This window comes from Pseudoalteromonas sp. HL-AS1, from assembly GCF_031198785.1.
GTDB classification, from domain to species: domain Bacteria; phylum Pseudomonadota; class Gammaproteobacteria; order Enterobacterales; family Alteromonadaceae; genus Pseudoalteromonas; species Pseudoalteromonas distincta.
In genome coordinates, this window is sequence record NZ_CP133569.1 from 2,702,877 (window position 1) to 2,722,538 (window position 19,662).

At 38.1% G+C, this 19,662-nt stretch carries 14 protein-coding genes; 8 read left to right on the plus strand and 6 right to left on the minus strand.

Features of this window, described 5'->3' with window-relative positions:
• Positions 1–32: 32 nt before the first annotated feature.
• The 5 genes from RB214_RS12575 to RB214_RS12595 form a co-directional block, all read right to left on the minus strand.
• The gene (locus RB214_RS12575) at positions 33–1,094 is read right to left on the minus strand and encodes a CNNM domain-containing protein (protein ID WP_309167264.1); all 1,062 of its coding nucleotides are present in this window, start codon (positions 1,092–1,094) and stop codon (positions 33–35) included.
• Between the two features lie 55 nt (positions 1,095–1,149).
• Positions 1,150–2,502 (minus strand): magnesium transporter, encoded by a 1,353-nt coding sequence (locus tag RB214_RS12580; protein ID WP_007584828.1) that lies wholly within the window; start codon positions 2,500–2,502, stop codon positions 1,150–1,152.
• Between the two features lie 315 nt (positions 2,503–2,817).
• Positions 2,818–3,567 carry an RIO1 family regulatory kinase/ATPase gene (locus RB214_RS12585; RefSeq protein ID WP_024604985.1) on the minus strand — a complete coding sequence of 250 codons (750 nt, stop codon included), beginning with the start codon at positions 3,565–3,567 and terminating at the stop codon, positions 2,818–2,820.
• 133 nt (positions 3,568–3,700) lie between these two features.
• Complete coding sequence (locus tag RB214_RS12590) at positions 3,701–4,216, minus strand: MarR family transcriptional regulator (RefSeq protein ID WP_309167269.1); 516 nt, start codon at positions 4,214–4,216, stop codon at positions 3,701–3,703.
• 106 nt (positions 4,217–4,322) lie between these two features.
• Positions 4,323–5,990, minus strand: coding sequence for a methyl-accepting chemotaxis protein (locus RB214_RS12595; RefSeq protein WP_309167271.1), 1,668 nt, complete (start codon positions 5,988–5,990; stop codon positions 4,323–4,325).
• A 485-nt stretch (positions 5,991–6,475) separates the two neighbouring features.
• Here RB214_RS12595 and RB214_RS12600 point away from each other — a divergent pair, with 485 nt between their 5' ends.
• The 8 genes from RB214_RS12600 (at position 6,476) to RB214_RS12635 (ending at position 18,544) form a co-directional block, all read left to right on the plus strand.
• Entirely contained in the window at positions 6,476–9,184 is a 2,709-nt protein-coding gene (locus tag RB214_RS12600; RefSeq protein ID WP_309167272.1) for an endo alpha-1,4 polygalactosaminidase, read from the plus strand.
• Complete coding sequence (locus RB214_RS12605; protein ID WP_309167273.1) at positions 9,184–12,471, plus strand: tetratricopeptide repeat protein; 3,288 nt, start codon at positions 9,184–9,186, stop codon at positions 12,469–12,471. Before RB214_RS12600 ends, RB214_RS12605 begins: the two co-directional genes overlap by 1 nt.
• A 14-nt stretch (positions 12,472–12,485) precedes the next feature.
• Positions 12,486–13,001, plus strand: a complete 516-nt coding sequence (locus tag RB214_RS12610) for a hypothetical protein (RefSeq protein ID WP_002958938.1) — start codon at positions 12,486–12,488, stop codon at positions 12,999–13,001.
• Positions 12,998–14,296: a PelD GGDEF domain-containing protein gene (locus RB214_RS12615; protein WP_309167276.1), complete on the plus strand. Its 1,299-nt coding sequence runs from the start codon at positions 12,998–13,000 to the stop codon at positions 14,294–14,296. The genes RB214_RS12610 and RB214_RS12615 overlap by 4 nt, the downstream gene beginning before the upstream one ends.
• Positions 14,293–15,276, plus strand: a complete 984-nt coding sequence (locus RB214_RS12620; RefSeq protein ID WP_309167278.1) for a HEAT repeat domain-containing protein — start codon at positions 14,293–14,295, stop codon at positions 15,274–15,276. The genes RB214_RS12615 and RB214_RS12620 overlap by 4 nt, the downstream gene beginning before the upstream one ends.
• Positions 15,269–16,786 (plus strand): GT4 family glycosyltransferase PelF, encoded by a 1,518-nt coding sequence (gene pelF / locus RB214_RS12625; protein ID WP_309167280.1) that lies wholly within the window; start codon positions 15,269–15,271, stop codon positions 16,784–16,786. Before RB214_RS12620 ends, pelF begins: the two co-directional genes overlap by 8 nt.
• Positions 16,774–18,138, plus strand: a complete 1,365-nt coding sequence (pelG, locus tag RB214_RS12630) for an exopolysaccharide Pel transporter PelG (RefSeq protein ID WP_309167281.1) — start codon at positions 16,774–16,776, stop codon at positions 18,136–18,138. Before pelF ends, pelG begins: the two co-directional genes overlap by 13 nt.
• Before the next feature lie 88 nt (positions 18,139–18,226).
• Positions 18,227–18,544: a hypothetical protein gene (locus RB214_RS12635; protein ID WP_309167282.1), complete on the plus strand. Its 318-nt coding sequence runs from the start codon at positions 18,227–18,229 to the stop codon at positions 18,542–18,544.
• Between the two features lie 110 nt (positions 18,545–18,654).
• Here the strand turns inward: RB214_RS12635 and RB214_RS12640 are convergent, their stop codons facing one another.
• On the minus strand, positions 18,655–19,656 hold the full coding sequence (locus tag RB214_RS12640) for a D-Ala-D-Ala carboxypeptidase family metallohydrolase (protein ID WP_309167283.1): 1,002 nt from the start codon (positions 19,654–19,656) through the stop codon (positions 18,655–18,657).
• Between the last annotated feature and the right edge of the window lie 6 nt (positions 19,657–19,662).

Genomic DNA, 19,662 nt, shown 5'->3' on the forward strand with positions numbered 1-19,662 from the left:
TCTTAGCAGGGATTTGTGTATAAGAGACAGCTTTATTGCGGCTTTTTATTCTCTGTATTTTCATGCAGTTCGAGTTTTGGTGCACTCATACCTTTGAGCAACCGACCAAATATATCAGCGCCGGTAATAATGCGTTTTACATCGCTCCACACTAATACCACATCGTGATCAATGGCCCCATCAAACGATTTATCTAAAGAATGATTAGCTCGTATTTTTAAAATCACTTCACTCAAACGCATCGCTTCATCAGCAACAATTATAGGCCTGTGACAATAATGATAAGGGTCAAACGTATCTGGCTCAAATAACGCTGATCTTAAAAAACCGTCAGCATCTACCACTAATAAAGGCCAACCGTCTTCATTGGTAATGATCACCCAGTTATAACCTGACTTATGTAGTTTGCGTAAAAACTCATTATCAGTTGTTAATGTAAGGTCTGGGAAAATAGGCAAATCAAGCTTAGTAGGCAAAGCAATAATAGAGTCTGGATCAATTACCTCACCCTCTTTGGTTACGCTTATTTCATCTAAGCTAAAAAAGTTAAGCGCGCCTATTCCCTCAACGTGTTGAACATCAGCTTCTTCAGCCTCTATGTGTTTGCGAATAATACCCCTGAGCTCGCTTTCAGCAAAGTACGTAATCCCCTCTTTACCTAACCATGCATCGAGTATTAAAGCCGTTGGCTTAGCAACTATATAAAACAGAATCTGATAAAACTTAATTAACGGCGAAAGTAGGCTTGCCATTTTTAACGCATTACGCGAAAAATAAGCCTGCGGTGTTATTTCACCAATGATAGTAATTGCGATAGTTGAGAATAAAAACGAACTTGCGCCCATTAATACCGAATCAGAAAGTAGTGTAAGTAGTACGTTAATACCTACGTTGCCCCACAAAATAGTCGACAATAAAAAGTTAGAGTCGTTTCGAAGGGCCATGACTTTTATGGCCGCCTCGTTCCCTTTTGCACTTTCCATTTCAAGCTGAAGCCTGCTTAGTGAAAAAAACGCTAAGTTTAAGCCCGAAAATATTGCCGATTGTGAAATACACAAAGCAATTGCACACCAAATCATGACTTCAAAGGTCATTGTATTTTCCTGTTAGTAATACCAATTCACTTAATTAAGCGAATTGGTATAAGGCTTATAAAAGCAATAAACTGCCTAAACCTAAAAAGGTAACAAACCCAACAATATCGGTAACGGTAGTTAAAATTACCGAACCAGATAACGCAGGATCAATTTTCATTTTGTCTAAAATAGACGGAATAACAACACCTGCTAGTGACGCGGCCACTAAATTCAATAATATGGCTACCGTAATCGTAATACTAAGCATTAAGTCGTTAAACCATAAAAAGGTAAGTAGGCCGATTACAAACGCCCATACCAAGCCATTTACAGCGCCAACACGCAGCTCTTTTTTAAGCAACGCATTACGGTTTGAATCTGTAACCTGTCCAAGCGCTAAACCTCGCACAATAACGGTTAATGTTTGACTACCTGCAATTCCCCCCATAGAAGCGACCACTGGCATTAATACAGCTAATGCTACAACTTGTTCTATCGTTGCGCCAAATAAACCGATAAACCACGACGCTAAAAAGGCAGTTGCTAAATTAATGCCTAACCATATACCACGGTTTTTAGCACTTTTTCGCACACTTGCGAACAGGTCTTCGTCTTCACGTAAACCACCGGCTTTAGCGGCTGCTTCATCAGCAATTTCTTGTCGTAATTCATAAGCAGAGGCAATGGTTAATCGCCCAAGTAATTTGTTATCAGCATTAACCACTGGCAGTGCCATTTTTTCACTGTGGATCACCACTTCTGCCGCTTCATATAAATCATCATCAGCATGGAGCGATGAAAAGTCATGATTTGCCAATGTCATTAAATTATCGGTATCGCTGGCTTTTATTAAATCATTTACCGCAACCTCACCTATTAAACTACCCTTGCGGCTTACTAAATAAATAACTTCACTGTATTGCGGTAAACCTTTATGTAGCAATTTTTTAGCACCACCGGCTGTTAGCTTCTCCGATACTTTTAAAAAGTCAAAACCTAACCAGTGACCTAATTGCTCTGGCGGGTATTGCTGCGCTAAATCATATTGTTTGGTTTGCGCTTCATCGAGTTGCTTTTTTGCATACTCAACAAATCGCTCTGGTATAACTTCTTCAAGTTCCAGTAGCTCTTCTACATTAACTTCATCAAGAAGTTTAAAAGCCTCAGTGTCTTCTAGCGTTTGTAGCAACCACAAACAACTATCTTCACTTAAATTAACAAAAATTTCGTGTTGCGTGTCTTCATCAAGCAACTGCCAAATTTCAAGTCGTTGTTCTTTTGGTATCGCCTCAAAAAGTAATGACAGGTGCTCTGTTGAAAGCGTTAACTGCGCATCTGCTAATAATTTATTTTTGCGTTCTGTTGTATCGCATTGCAATAAATCATTTATGAGCTGTGGAAGTTGGTCTACCGGATACTCAATCATCTTAAAACCTTAAAATTTAAAAGCGCACATTATTTATAGTCTACTTGAACAATAAAAAATTGCAGAAAAAACGTGAACTTATTAAGCATGCGCAAGCTATTTTTGCGCATTGTATGGGCAAACTAAATGCAGTACTAATATTTATTTTAAAAAATTAAAAAAACAGTAAAAGGAATTATTTTTGAGGGATTAAACAACAAGTAAGCAAACTAAAGGGATTACTTATAATAAAAAAAAATCCCATATTAGCTAGGCTAATATGGGCAAAATCACACAATGAATTAGGTGTTTTTAAATTACGGTTTATGCTTTAAATTAAAGTCTATCAGTAATATTTCGTACTAAGTCAGAATCTACAAATTGAGTAATAAGTGCAGCGCCCCACGCATAGCCTCGCTGTATTGGGTAACCTTTAAAAATCCAGCGTTTACGCACGTGATTAAAGCGCTCTAAATAGTCTTGCTTTTTTTGTGGCAGAGGCTGCTCACCCAATTTATTCCATGCTTTATATACGCCTGACATGTCGGATCCTCGCATAAAGCGTTGCAACCAACGTGGAAAACGAGAAAAGCTAATAGTAGACTGAAAATCTATAAAATAAGGTTTACCGTCTGCGCCGCATAAAATGTTACCCATATTACGCAAGTCTAAATGCACGATGCCTTTGCGATGCATTTTTGCTACTTGACGCTCAAGCTCACTAAAAAAGTTAACAGGTAGTGTTTTGTCTTCATGAATTAAAGCGCGCAGTGGCGTGCCTTCGATATAGTTATAAGCAACCGCTATCGGCGACAATCTACAAAAGCGGTTAGCAACTGCATCAAGCTCAGCTAAACGGCTCAACCCTTTATACTCTTGATTTACCGACATTCGTGCAAATGTTTTGCGGATAAACCAGGGGCTTTGGCTAAAATCTTTAACAATTAAATCAAATTCATTATCTTTATATCGATACACAATCGCGTTAGCAAAACGTCCCTTATGGACAACACTTAAGTGTTGTTGCGTAAAAGTATGTTCTGGATATTGCTGCTGTAATTGTACTAACAAATTATTTTCAATCATAACAAACCTAACAAGATGATAACCTTAATTGCCTAGGCAACTATATTATCAAAGTTAGATTCTGCGCACAATCAGATCAACTAATTAGCACGCTAACTTTCTATTGAAACAGTATCGCTATTTTATTGATAATCTACTTTTGAGGCGAGTCTGGCAGTAAATCAAGATTATTTATAGCTTTGAATAGTAAGTCGATTATTTGGTTTTTTTCTGGCTCTGAAAAACCATTTAATGCTTGCGCATAGACTTCGTTAACTACAGGCATAATTTCAGGACAAAGAGCTTTACCTTTTTCACTTAAACACAAAATAGTTGAGCGCTTATCAAGCTCACATTGCGTTTTAATAATGAGCCCTTTTTCTTCAAGTCGGTTTAGCAAGCGGCTCATAGCGCCACGGTCATAAACCATATACTCGCAGAGTCCTGCAAGCGTATTAACCGACTCTCTCGCAAGTAGTACAACCACAATATATTGCGCTGAAGTTAGGTCCATAGGGAGTAACTTGGCATCAACATGAATGGCTAATCTCGAACGTAAAAAAGAGACTAAACGCCCCAAATCTTGCTCTGGCACTAACTCTTCTCGAGTACAACGTTTAATTGATGGCATGTTTTGCATGGTTATTTCACTGTATAGGTATATTTGCATGCTGATAGACCTTAACGCATACAAAAAATTCAATAATTTTTACAAAAAATCGCCCACAAAAATAAAGCCGCTATTAGCGGCTTTTAGTGTAGAGCTTCAAGCTTTGTTAAATTTTAAACTGACCAACTAAGTGTCCTAAGCTTTCACCACGCGCAGCCAAATGCTGACCGACCGAAGAGGTCGTTTTACTTGAAATAGTTAGCTCATTAACTATTTCTTGAATGGCAAACACATTACGGTTTATTTCTTCTGTAACGCTACTTTGCTCCAGCGCTGCTGTCGCGATTTGCGTACTCATGTCGTTAATTGATCTAACTGAGCTTGTTACCGCGCCTAAACTTTCTGAAATAGCACGAGAGGATTCAACAGAGCGATTACAACTACTTTGGCTTGCTTGCATTGCTGCAACTGCATCTGATACTAAGTTATGTAGCTCACTCAACATTTCACTAATCTCTAATGTGCTAACTTGAGTACGACTTGCTAGGCTTCTTACTTCATCAGCAACAACTGCAAACCCTCTGCCTTGCTCACCTGCTCGCGCAGCTTCTATTGCAGCGTTGAGTGCAAGTAAGTTTGTTTGCTCAGCAATTCCACCAATTACACTTAGTACGCTATTAATCTTTTTAGATTGATCACTGAGAGAATCAACCTGTTCAGCAGCTAGGTTAATTTCGCTCATTAAGTTTGAAACCTCACTGAGTGAAATATCAACACACTCTTGCGCTTTAGCAACTTCTTGCGTTGCCGCTTGAGTTGACTCTGCCACTTGGTTTGTATTTTGAGCCACCTCATGAGAAGTAGCCGACATTTCAGTAATAGCCGTCGCAACAAGGTCTGTTTCATGATTGTGATTAAGTAACTTGTCTTCAATTAATCGTGTTTGTGTATTTATGTCACCAGAAGCTGTTTTTACATCGTGTGTTACATCAACCACATTAGCAATAATGCCATGTAGCTTACTTACAAACATATTAAATGCTTCGCCAAGTTGACCTATTTCATCGTTAGTATCAATGTCTAGACGCTTAGTTAAATCGCCCTCACCTTTTGCAATATCGTCAAGGCTTTGCGCCATGCGCTGTATTGGTTTTACCATTGTGTTTGCGGCAACTAACGCACATATAATTGTTAAAACAACCCAAAACAAAGCAATTAATAATAAGGTCATTACCTTATCATTCATGTGCTCTTGCATTGTTGTTTGGTATTTAAGTAGCTCTGCATCTATATCATCCATATATGCGCCAGTACCAATCATCCAGTTTGTGCCTGGTATCATTGCTGCATAGCCCATCTTTTCAACTAAGCCTGTGGTATTTGGTTTTTGAAAATGATAGTTAAAAGCGCCGCCGCCTTTTCTAGCTTGATCTAATAAGCCCACTATTATTTTTTTACCGTTAGGGTCAGTCATCCCTATTTTATTTTGTCCTTCAATAGCATCACCTAGTAATGCATGAAAAACACTAATGCCATTGGTGTCGTATATAAAAAAGTAACCACCTTGGCCAAATGTTAAGTCTCTTAAAGCGTTTTTAGCATCTTGCTCAGAGCCATTTGCTAATTGATAGCGAACAATTTTGCTAGCAATTTCAATTTCGGTACTTAATAACGTTTGCTTGTCACTTATCAGCTTAGTTTGAAATGATTCAAAATTTTGTTGCTGATTTTTATTCTCTAAATAATAAGAGCTCAGCATTAAGCTGATTAAAAGTAGCATTAGCGGTAAAATAGCTAGTAACAGCAATTTGTTTTTCAAGCTTAAATTACTCATTTTTTCTCCGAGGTGTATAAATGCATATATAGCGACAATTGCCAAAGTTAAATTACGACTGTTTACTATGTTTTATTGGGTTTAAAACGTAGTAAATAAAAAATTTGGTGAGAGTATACTCATACCTTGCTCTGCGTGCTGATATTATAGTCACAAAGGAGGTATTTGAACACTAAAAACACTGCGACCTTTGTATTAATCAATATATTATTTACCACCCTATTTGTTATATTCAAAATTCTAACGACTGTATTGATCTAAAATTAATTTGATAGCGTACTGAGCCGCTCGATTGCTTCGTATGTAATGAGTTAACTCATTAGTCATGTTAGTATTGGTTTTAGGTTCATATAAATAATGAACATATGGATATTAAACTTCCATTAACATATGATAGTCCTATATTCCTAATATCAAACAACTAGATAAAAATTGGAACACAACACTTTGAGCCACAGTTATAATCTAATAAAAATGAATTATTAATGAAGTATATTTTATACCTTGCACTTTTAGTGTCGGCTCACGCATTCGCAACGCCTGTAAATAATAGTATCGCTTTTTACTACTCAGCGCCGATGCCATTAGCCGAAATGACCTTTTATTCTCGCGTTGTAGTTCAGCCTGACCTTGTGACTGAGCACGAACTCAATTGGTTTAAACAGCGTGACATAGCTGTTTATGCTTATTTAAGTGTTGGTGAGTCGTTTATTGAAAGTGAGTCTTCACTCGCAGTTAACCCTAATTGGAATAGCCACATTGCCGATTTAACATCTACGCATTGGCAACAACATGTGCAAAATAACGCAGCTGCTTTAAAAGCACGAGGCTTCAGTGGCTTGTTTTTAGATACTCTAGACAGCTATCAACTTTTAGATGATAAGCACAGTAAATCAGATCAACAAAATGGCTTAGTCGCAATTATAAAAAGTCTGTCTGGCACGTTTAATAAACACCTTATCCTCAACCGAGGCTTTGAGTTACTACCTAGACTTACCGGTTTAGCCAGCGATTTAGTGGCTGAAGGTTTATATAGCCATTACAACCCAATCAATAATAGCTACAAATTAACCACCGAGAACGATCAAGCTTGGCTAAGTGCACAATTAAAAACGGCACAAAAGCTTGGTTTTAAAGTACAAGTTATTGATTATGCACAGCCTGACAACCGTCTTACTATGGCGCAAAAAATTAAGCAGGCAGGTTTTACCCCTTGGGTAACTGATGGACACTTACAAACATGGGGTACATCAACTATATCACCAGTACCAAGACGCATCCTCATTCCGTACAACAGTAACGTAAAGCCACTCATTTACACTACCGTACATTTAAAACTAGCGACCATGATTGAGTATTTGGGATATATACCTGACTACATAGATATGGCAAAGCGCGACTTACCTTTAGTTGATCCTAGCTTGCATGCAGGTATTATCTCGTGGACCACAAGCGATACGTTTTACACACCAACACTAAACAATTGGCTTGAAGCTAATTTAGGTGTTGTACCAGAACTCATTTTAGGCGAGTTACCACAATCAACTAAATTATTATTAAGCTTAGGTATTGAGTCGTTAAACACACTACCTGAAGGTCCATATAAACAAGATAGCTTTGCACCTTGGCTCAAAGGGGAGTCAACAAAACCTCCCCCTATTGTTAAACCATACTTACTTAAATTAGCAACTGATGCGACTCCTCTAATAACAATAAAGTCTGCTAATAATATGAGTATTTTACAAGCGGCTAAAACTAAATATGGTGCAGTCGTGGCCGCTCCTTGGTTAATTGACACATTTCCGATGGAAGGCAGCAAATGGGTTATTGATCCGCGTACATTGCTTACTCAAGCAATGGGGTTACCACCTATATTAGTGCCAGATACAACCACCGAAAGCGGCAGGCGAATGCTTACTTTGCATATCGATGGAGATGGATTTACAAGTGTTGCCCACTACGCAGGTAAGCCTTATTCAGCAGAAGTAATTCGAGACGAAATAATTAAACACTACAAACTACCGTTAACGTCATCAGTGATCCAAGCTGATATTGAAGAAGGCGGTATTCATTCTAAACAAAGTGCCAAACTCGAAGGCATTGCGCGTAGTATTTTTAACTTGCCTTACGTAGAAGTTGCTTCACACACTTATAGTCACCCCTATTTTTGGACAGCCCTATCTGGGCGGAAAAAAATAGATGAAGACGACACAGATTACGGTTTTCATCTAGACGTGCCTGGCTACAACACAATTAGCCTTAAAAAAGAAATTACCGACTCGATAAAGTACATTAATGACAAGCTCGCACCTAAAAATAAAAAAACAGTAATGATGCTATGGTCTGGTGATGCAACACCTGGCCCAAAAGCACTTGAACTTGCTCGTGACGCTGGCGTGTTAAATGTCAACGGTGGTAATACTGATGTAAATGCTGATAACCCAAGCCTTTCTCACATCTCCCCTATCGGTCGCCCTGAAAGAGATTTGCTGTATCAAATTTACGCCCCCATATTAAATGAAAATGTTTACACAAACTTATGGCATGGCCCTTATTACGGCTTTAGACGCTTAACCGAAACATTCGAAATAACAGAAAAGCCATATAGGTTAAAACCTTACACTATTTATTATCACTTTTATTCAGGTGAAGTTCTTGCGGGCTTAGACGCCCTTAAACACAACATTGATTATGTTTTAGCAAGGCCAAATACACCGGTGCATTTAAGCCACTATGCAAAAGTAGCAAAAGATTTTTACTTTTCTGCACTTGCAAAAAACAGTAATAATGAATGGTTATTTAGCTCAAAGTACATTCGCACTCTGCGCAAACCTAGCGATTTTGATGTGCCAAACATAGCTCAAAGTGAAGGTGTATCTGGTGTAACTGAAAAAGGTGACTACATACATATTATAAATAACATAGCTCGCCTTAGCTTTGATCATAGCCAAAATAGTAAAAAACCTTATTTAGCGTCTGCAAATGTTGTTATTGATAACTGGCAAGTTAACGGACCGGTTAGTTTTAAAGCATGGGTGCCCGCTTCACTTGATTTAATTAATGCACGCTCATGCGAATTTGTATCTAATTTGGGTGAACACTTTAAAGGTGTAACACGCACTAATGTGACGCACTTTAATCTGCCAAAAGGTCAATTTTATGGTTACCTTAACTGCAACGGATCTGCTCTATAATGAATACTAAAAAGCGCCCTCAGTTAATTTCTATAAAAACAATATTAGCGATACTAGCTGTAAGTTGTTTTGCACTTTATGCGTTATTTCCCCATACCTTATTTTTTGAAGATGATGCACTTTCACAAGATTATACTTTTGAGAAATCTTACCTTAATGCAGCACTCAATGCAGAGCCCGACAACGAAAAGCTTCGCGCAAAATTGGTTGAGCTACATATAGGGCTTAGTGAGTATTCACAAGCCACTAACGAGCTTGAAAAGCTACCTAGAGGCGAGCGCAAAGCAACACTTGAAATAAAGCTGCTTTACTCATTATGGCTAGCAAGTGGTGCTAAAGTTGACGACCGCTTTGAAGAGCTATCTTTAAAAATAGGAGCTCATAAAAATTGGAACGAACAAATACTGACTATTGCAAAAGCCGTTGGGTTAAACGCAAAAGTTGCTCAGTATTATCAAAAAAATAAACAGCCACTCCTTGCAGCCGATTACTGGTTAAGCGCAGGGGAACCTGACAAAGCATTCGCTATTTATAAAACAAATATAAATGCTGACATTGCAGCTAAAGCGATTGAAACTGCACTTGGCGCAAATAATCCGATTCAAGCTTATGCATGGTGGAACACCTACGGTGACAAAGCCGATGTTAAACGCACCCTTTATTTAGCAAACTTGGCTGGCAACACAGAAGATGCAGCTCAAGCGATTGAAAGCTTATTAAAAGCTGACCCAAATAACAGCGAGTACTTAACACAAGCAATGCACCTGCGTTTAGCAAATGGAAATGCAAAAGGGGCAGAACAATTACTCGCACAGTTATTACTACAGAGCCCAGATGACAAAGAGCTACATTTATTAAATTGGAAGATAAAGCGCTGGCAAAACAAGCCTAAAGAAGCTCTTCGAGAATTTAAATGGCTAATGTCTAACAAAGCAGTAACTCCTGCGATGCTTACCGACAGTATTAACGATGCCACCGCTTTATATTTATACCAAGATGCTAATGATATATACGAATATAAAGCCCAAAACAGAAGTCTGAAAGGCAATGGTTTTGCTAATTGGATGCAAGCTAACGAATTTATTGGTAACACAAAGCAAGAGTTAAACAATATTGAACGCTTTGAGCAAATAAATGGTAAAAGTGTATTATCACAATACTGGAAAGCAAAAGTGCTTCACGATACTGGTAATTTAAAAGCCTTAAGGGGCTTGTGGCCTACATATAAAGGGCCTAAAAATGAAGAAGATTTACTTTGGATTGCCCGCGCATTTTGGCTAGAAGATGACTTTGCTACAGCTCTGCAAGTACTAAAAAGCAAGCAAGAAAGTTCTGACGATGAGTTTTGGAGCGCCAATGTAGACATGGCAATGCGAGTCCAAGACAAAGCTCATGAGCTATATGCATTAGAGCAGTTACAAAAAATAAGCCCTTTAAGCGTAGGCGACATGTTGCACTACCAACAATTACGCTTTGAAGGTCGGCCTCAGGAGCTTCTTGATTATTTATGGAAAAGTGCGTCGCAAACTGACCGTCAATTGATTCAAATTGCATTATTAAGCACACAAGTAAATGATGCTAAATCAGTTGCACGTATTCATGCTGAACTTGATAAGCAGCGCTACAATAAAGCCCTCTACCCTGCTTGGTTAATTCTTTCAAATTGGTATCAAAACCAAAGTGATTTAAATTCAGCTTATACAACTTTAAACCGCGCTGCTAAATTAAGCGAATATGACTCTGATGTTGTGCTTGCACAAGGTTGGTTAGCGCTGCAAATGCATGACACTGTAATGATTGGCCGCATTTTAACGCGCTATTCTCAAAGCGACACGTCCTATGCGTGGACGCAGCTCTTAGCTAGCCTATCTATTTATGAAAAATCATATAATAGTGCTTACTTTTATTTGCGTAAATTAGCCATTGCAGATCCAAGTGACTTAACAACACTGGTTAACTTAGCCGATGTAATGAAACAACTTGGCTATTATGCAAATGCTGCTGAACTTAATCACTATTTACTGCAACACTTGCCTAAAGATAAATATGCATACAGAGGCCTAATGTTCCGCTGGGCGGGCGCGATGGCTGTTCCTCATTTAATGCAATTAAACACAATGGAAGAACTTGCCCCCGACACTATTGGTGAGCCCCTAACAAACTGGTGGTTAGCGCGCAGGGCTGCACAAAAATTAGAGCCATGGCAAAAACTACAACTTTATATGACCAACGGCGAATTTAATAAAGCGAAACAGCTTATAGCTGAAGGTTCACTAAGCAAACTAGATGAGCTAAACGCCCTACTCTATTTAAAACAACCCTATGCCACCATGCAACGTTGGTACGAAGAACTCACTGGCGAGGCAAATGAATCGCAATTGAGTTTACTCAGAAATGCACGCGCATCCTATTTTAGAGCGCTTGAAATAAACCTATCGCCAGAGGCTGGTTTAAACAGTAGCCAGTACGATGTAAACGTTTATTTTCCTTATGCTAATGGGCAATGGAAATTAAGTTTAAGTAATCAGCAAAACCTTGATAACAACGGATTACTGTTTGCGATAGAAGATAAAATGACCTTTGGTCGTTGGTATTTTGATGCAAAAATAGATTCGCACCAAGGCAGCTTAGTTAGCCGCCAAGGTCTTAGCTTAGACTCTCGTTATCAATGGGATTCACGAACACAGGTAGGTTTAAAGCTTGAATATAATGTTGAAAACCGCCAATCAGAAGCACTACTTAGCTATGCTCAGCTAGATAAAGCCACGGCCTATGTTAACTACAACATTGATGGTAGACAAAACGTACAGCTATCAGCAGCAGCGATGTCTTTTTCTCGAAGAAGCGATGGCAGCTCACTAATAAACGGCCAAGAATATAATGCTCGTTACCAATACAGCATTTTAAAAGACCGCCCAATTTGGAACGCTTATTTTAGTGCGCAATGGCAAGACTTTGAACGTGTTAATGCATTAATAAATACAGATTCAAGCAGAAGACCGCTAAGAGTTGACCTTCAACCATTTAGACGTTTTGCACTAGGGACCTCATTTGCTTCAACTGGTTCATTAGAACCTCCTTATTTAGGCGCAAGCCCTTCGTGGTTATTTGATATAAGTACTGGCTATCAAACACTTAACGATACAGTAGATGTATCAGTTTCAAGTGGCGCAGGTTGGTCTGTACTGGGCGATGATTTATTTAAATTACAGCTGGGTTACCAAAGTAGTAATAAAGTGGGTAACTCAGATACACAATTACAATTAGGTTATTACGTACATTTTTAATGTTAGGAGAGAGTATGTTTCGTTTAATTATACCGTGTTTGGTATTACTATTATCAGCATGTACCACCAGCAGAGTTGCTGATGATATAGAGCTTAGCCCTTCAAAAACAGTGGCACTAATGCCGCTTGTTAATCATGCTCAAACACCGCTTGCCGGTGAGCGTGCTGAAGATATTTTAGCCAGTATTTGGCAACAAAATAAATTACCAACTCTAATACGTGCACCTCGCGTAAACAGCAAAGAGCTTCCACCACTGGATGATCAATACCGTTTAGACAATGCTATGCAATGGTTAAGCACTCAACAAGCTGACTATGTACTAACAGGCAGCATTGAAGAGTGGCGCTATAAAGCAGGCCTTGATGGCGAACCTGTTGTTGCACTTACATTATCACTCACTGTAAATGGACAAACCACACCAGTTTGGACAGGTACTATTGCTAAAAGTGGCTGGGGCCGCGATAGCATTGCAGCAACAGCACAAGATGTGATTGCCGATTTAATTTCTTATATAGAGGTTAGTGAGTGAAAACACATTTCCTTAGACCAAGAGACGTTCCTGAGCTACAAATATGGGCTGAGGTATTTATATTTACCGCGCTTGCTTTAGGGCTGCCTGTATTATTTAACGCACAGGACCCATTTTGGACTGAGGGAGGGTTTTCGTGGCCTGTACTTGGCCCACTTTTAGTTTCTTTACGCTATGGCTTTTCAAAAGGCTTTATTAGTATTTTATGTTTGCTTGTTGGCCAACTTTTTTTACTTCAAGCAAATATTTTATCACCGCAAAGCGACTTCAATATTAACGCTATGATTGGCTACATTATTGTAATTATGATCACAGGCGAATTTAGAGATGTGTGGGAGCGTACTAATCAACAGCAAAGTATTCAGCTTGAGTACGTAACTGATCGTCTTGAAACATTTACTCGTCAGTATCATTTAATTAATTCATCTCACGATAGAATTGAGCAAATGCTAGCTGGCCATACGTTAAGTTTACGTGAATCACTACAAGCAGTAAGAACCTCTATCGGGCTATTAAAAGAAAGAAGACTTGATAGCGCAGCGCAAAAAATAATCGACTTGTTTGTTGAGTACGGTTCGCTAGAAAGAGCGGGGTTATATAAAGTTGAAAACGACAGTGTTTTAGAGCCACCACTTGCCTCTATAGGTAAAATGAGTCAAATAGCTAAAAACGATCCTCTTATATTAGCAATGATCGAAGAAAAAGAATTAGTATCGGTAAAAGACGAAAAAGCATCATCGGGTATAAGTAAATACCATATGGCAATCCCACTTATCGACGTAAACAATACTATTTACGGCGCTATTTTGGTTGAAAGAATACAATTTTTTGCGCTTAAAAATACAACTCTAACATTACTTGCTGTAATGGCTGGGCATATAGGCGATTTACTTCGTCATGAAATAACAAACCCAGTAATGACGTATGAAGAGTCTCCATACTTTATTCGCCAAGTTAAGCGCGCAAATAAAGAAGCAAAACGATACAACATTCCATCGCAGCTACTAAAAATAAAAGCCAACAATATTACTGATAAATCGACTCAACTTATGAGTTATTTAAGTGAAGCCCGTCGTGGTTTAGACATTTATTTATATGATGATAAAAATCAGGTATTACTGCTATTAATGCCATTAGCTGATGAACTTGAAAAAGCAGGCTTTATTGCCCGAATGAACACTTGGTGTAAAGAGCGCACTGGTAGCACTTTAGCTGAGCTTGATATTGTTATTGAGCAACAACTTGCACTACCAATAAGCTCAGATGACATAAAGAGATTGGTTTCACTTTCATGATTATAATTATTGTAGCGGCTATTTTAGGGTGTATTTGTCAGTACTTTGCACTAATAGAAGTACTGGAAACACCTAATTGGTTTTTAGCTATACTATTGCATGCTATTGCTAGCATCCTTTTTGCTTTTGTTAGCTATTTCCTGATACCTAAAAAATACAAAACGACTCCCTATAGCTCTTTACTACTCATGTTTTTATTGTTGTTTACATTGCCTGTACTTGGAATTATAGGCCTTGTAGTAGCGCTTACGTTTGCTCTGTGTAAACCACTCAAAAACGATGACATAGAAATTGAAGAGCATAAAATACCTGAGCTTCCTTTTGAAGCCAGAGCAATATCAGCAAACCCGACCTATTCTATGGGCGGACTTAAAGCAATTTTGAAACACGCGAGTGAACCAAATAAACGTCTAAGTGCCGTAATGGCGGCTCGTCACATGAGTGACTCACAAGCTATTCCTATTTTAAAGCTAGCACTTAAAGATTTAGAAGATGATATTCGCTTACTCGCCTACTCAACCCTTGATGGTAAAGAAACCAAACTCAACGAAAAAATCAGTTTGTACCAGCAAGAAATAACCATTACGACTAAGCAGCCAAAGTTAAGTAATTTACAAAAACAACTAGCCGAACTTTATTGGGAACTTAGCTACTTAGGTTTAGCACAAGGTGCGCTTCGTAAATACGTTTTAGAAAAAGCCGAAGCACTTGCACAGCAAAGTATTGAGCACGTAAAAACACCTGCAACCTTTATATTTTTAGGGCGTATATCTTTAGCCTTAAACAAATACGAAATAGCCCATGAGTACTTACTCAAAGCAACTGAGTCGGGCATGGCAAGGCGTCATGTTCTCCCTTATAAAGCCGAAGTTGCCTTTTGTATGAACAAGTTTGACGACTGTAAACGCTACTTAAAAGAACTCCCAGAACAACCTAAGGACAGTGAATTACGTCATTTACAGGAGTATTGGCATGAGTAACAAAAATGCAGACATTTTACTGCTTTTAGAAGGTACTTACCCTTATGTGCGTGGTGGCGTATCTAGCTGGGTCCATCAAATAATTGAAGGGTTACCTCATTATAACTTTGAGCTTGTTTTTATAGGTGGAGCGCCAGAGCATTATGGCGAGATTCAATATACCTTGCCTGAAAACGTTACCAAGCTGCATATTCATTATTTAGTACAAAATGATACCTCTGAAATAAAAGCTAAGCACGGGGTTAGATATAAAAAAGAACTCTTTGATTTTTGGCTGCAACTACAAAATTATTTTAGGGATTGTAACGAGCCAATCCCGACTGAATTATTAAAGTTTGCATTTGAAACTTTAGCTAAAAAAGACGGTATTAACGAAGCCGACTTTTTATATAGTGAATCTTCATGGCAAGTACTCACTAATTATTATTCAACTTTTTGTGATGAATCTTCTTTTATTGACTTTTTTTGGTCATATCGCAATTTATATAAACCGCTATTTAAAATAGCCGAAATTGCACGAGGGCTTCCTAAAGTTAAACTTATTCACTCAATATCTACCGGGTATGCGGGTATTTTAGGATCCGGCGCCAGTGTAATAAGTAATACTCCCTTTTTGTTGACCGAGCATGGTATTTACACCAAAGAGAGAAAAATAGATCTTATTCAAGCCAGTTGGATCAAAGAGTCAGAACAAAGCCTAGGTAAAAACTTAAATACCGAGATGGGCTTTATTCGCCGTATGTGGATCAGCTTTTTTGAGCAAATTGGTCGAACAACATACCAAGAAGCAGATAAGATCATTTCGCTATACGACGGTAACAGGCAGCGCCAAATAAAAGATGGTGCAGCACCTGAAAAAGCATTTGTTGTACCTAATGGCATTAAAACAGTGCGCTTTATTGAAGCGCTTGATCAGCGTCCAAAACAGATACCACCGGTTGTTGGGTTAATTGGACGTGTAGTGCCTATAAAAGATATTAAAACCTTTATACGTGCGATTAAAGAAGCGCAATCGATATTACCAGAGGTCGAAGGCTGGATCATCGGCCCTTTCGAAGAAGATCCACAATACTACAAAGAGTGTGAGCTACTGGTAGGCAGCCTTGATTTACAAAACAGTGTTAAGTTTTTAGGTATGCAAGATATCACTAAAATTTTGCCTCAGCTCGGAATTGTAGCTTTAACCTCGATTTCTGAAGCGCAGCCTTTAGTGCTTTTAGAAGCAATGGCGGCTGGTGTGCCTGTACTTGCTAGTGATGTTGGTTCGTGCCGCGAAATAATCGAAGGCGGAACTGATGAAGATAAAGCGTTAGGGAAAGCCGGTGAAGTTGTCCCAATTGCTTCTCCGAGCGAAACAGCAAAGCAAATATCAAACATGCTAACAAATGAGCAAGCTTGGCTTGAGTATCAAAAAAGTGGTTTAGACCGCGTACAAAAATTTTATGACGAGAGCCACATGTTTGCCCGTTACGATAAACTTTATAAGGATACAATAGCATGGCTGGAATAGGTTTTGAGATACGAAAAATTCTCAAAAAAAATACCCTGCTCTCAGTTTTTGAAGCATACGGCTACGCAGGTTTAATAGGCTCAGGGCCTTGGCTGCTCTCTATTGTAGCGTTAATGCTTATTGGTATTTTAAGTTTAGGAATTGCATTACCTAAAGTACTTATTATTCAATTTTTAACGCTTGTTACCTACATGATGGCCGCCTCACTTATTTTAACGGGTGGCTTGCAGTTATTACTAACTCGGTTTATTGCCGATTTGTTTTTTCAAAAAGAAGAGGCAAAAGTACTCCCTAATTTACTTGGTGCACAGCTTGTAACAACAATAGCTGCGCTATTAGTCGGTTTAGCGGTTTGGCCTATGCTCCCTATACCCGTTGTCACTAAGATTATAATTTTAGGTGCCTTTGTAAGCTTATGTAATCAGTGGCTTGGCGCTATTTTTCTATCGGGTATGAAAGAGTACCGGTTAATTTTAATAACCATGCTAAGTGGTTACGCCTTTATGGTATTACTTGCATACTTATTAAGAGACTGGCAGTTAGATGGCTTATTTTTTGCGTTTTTTGCAGGCGAAGCTCTGCTCTTTTTTAGCTTTTTGTTTATGATTATTCGCCGTTATCCTGGTGAAAAACTTATTAGCTTTGACTTTTTAAGCAATAAAAAAGTGTATTACAGCCTATTCTTTTGTGGTCTGTTTTATAACATTGGTGTGTGGGCTGATAAGATCATTTTTTGGTATTCGCCAAGCACATCAATTCAAATTATTGGCACGTTAAGAGCTAGCCCAATTTACGACTTACCTATATTTTTAGCCTATTTGTCTATTATTCCCGGTATGGCTGTATTTTTAGTAAAAATGGAAACCGACTTTGTAGAAGAATACGATCGTTTTTACACAGCTATTCGAGAGGGATCATCGTTAGAAGAAATTTACTATTTAAAAGACAATATGATCCAAACTGCACGTGCCGGTTTATACGATATATTTAAAATTCAAGGTATTACCGTTGCCTGCTTATTATTATGGGGCGAGCAAATACTTACCTTTATTGGTATTGATCCAAACTATAAAACGCTTTTATTTATTGATGTAGTTGGTGTGGGTGTACAAGTTATATTTTTGTCTATTTTAAATATTTTGTTTTATTTAGATAAACGCTCGACCGTCCTATTTTTAGCGGGGCTATTTTTGGTAATAAACGTTGTTTTAACTTTGCTATCAATCGCTTTTGGGCCGCAGTTTTATGGTTACGGCTTTGCTCTCTCAACTATTGTTACCTCTGTTGTTGGGTTATTTTGGCTTTCTAAACAATTTGAAGATTTAGAATACGAAACTTTCATGCTGCAGTAATATATTATAGACTTAATAAGAGCGAGCATAGACTAAATCAGCACAAGCACTTATAGCTTAAACATAATATTGAAAAGGAAGTATTTAAATGAAAAAAGGAATTACAACACGTTTTAATATTTTAGCCACAATAGCCTTATGGGCTATAAGCTTTGTCTTTGCATTAACTAATTATGAAGTAGGAAGTACACACGAATCAAATGCCCTTATAGATATGTATATTGACTCTTTGATTGTAAAAACGACATTACTGTTAGCAACATGGATCGCTGGTGCGTTAGTTTTATCAAAGTTATTTAACGAAATTTGGAATCGTTTATTTTCAGATATTTTTAATGTTCGCCAAATTAACTTTAGCGAATCGTACGCATTTAGCATCTTAATGACATGGGCGTTGTTATCTTAATGCTATTAGCTTTTGATAAGCTTGTCTCAAAAAGTGTTGGTAATATGAGTTTTACCAGCACTTTTTAAATATGCGAGGTGGTAATTGCGCTAATATATTTATTAATATAACTATTTACTCACCCAACGCGCTTTAAAACCACGCGTATCAACATGTATAAATGCGCCTCTGTGCGACTTAGGCCCATAAATACCTAAACCACCTAGTAAACCTTTAAATGATTCACGCCTAGCTAACGACTCCACTATATCGGCCATCGCTTTAGCGTCACCAATTGAATGCTTACCGTCATTATTTATATCATCCATACGGTAGTTGCCATCGTTATCTATAAAAATATCGGCAGCATCACCAAATACATGTCGGCTAAGTTTTACATTGCCAATTGATTTGTTGTAGTACGGAGTTCTATAACCGCTCATAACCACCATATTACTAACCGGTATACCTTCTAAAATCAGTTCTTTGCGTATTTTTTCTAGTTTAAGTAACAACTTATTTTGTAAAAATAAATACTTTGGGTGCTTACTTCGCTGCTTACTAACAAATTCCTTTAGTGAAAAGTGAGGTGATATTTTTACGTTTTCATTTTCAGGCGTTACCTTAACAAAGCCATCTGGCACTATGTAGTGTGAAGCGTCTTTAATCTGTGAAGGTTTAGGATAGTGCCCAATGTGGTAATACTTGAGCTTTCCTCCTTCAACATTTTCTGCCGGTACTTTTACAAATACGTTGATTTTCATACGCTGTTTTTTATCGGGCGACTCAATAATTACCGTTGTTAAACCGGGCTCTTTGGGTGCTTGCCATTGCCAGCGGTTGGTGTTTGTAAGCTTAGATTTCCCTTGAGTGTTAATTAGCGTGTAAGCGTTTTTTGATTGCGCAAAAAGCACTTCAAACTCAACTTGCTCTTTGGGCATTACAAATACTGAAAACACCGAATATGGCATAACTATGTCGTTAATTTTTAGGCTAAATTCTGCATTTTCAAAGTTGGCTTTGTTTTTTATATCAACTACCTGATGTGCAGGCTTTGTAGGCGCTGCAGCAAATACACTATTGCTAAATATAATTGTGAATATGGCGATAGAAATATAATGAATAAATTGCATAAACCC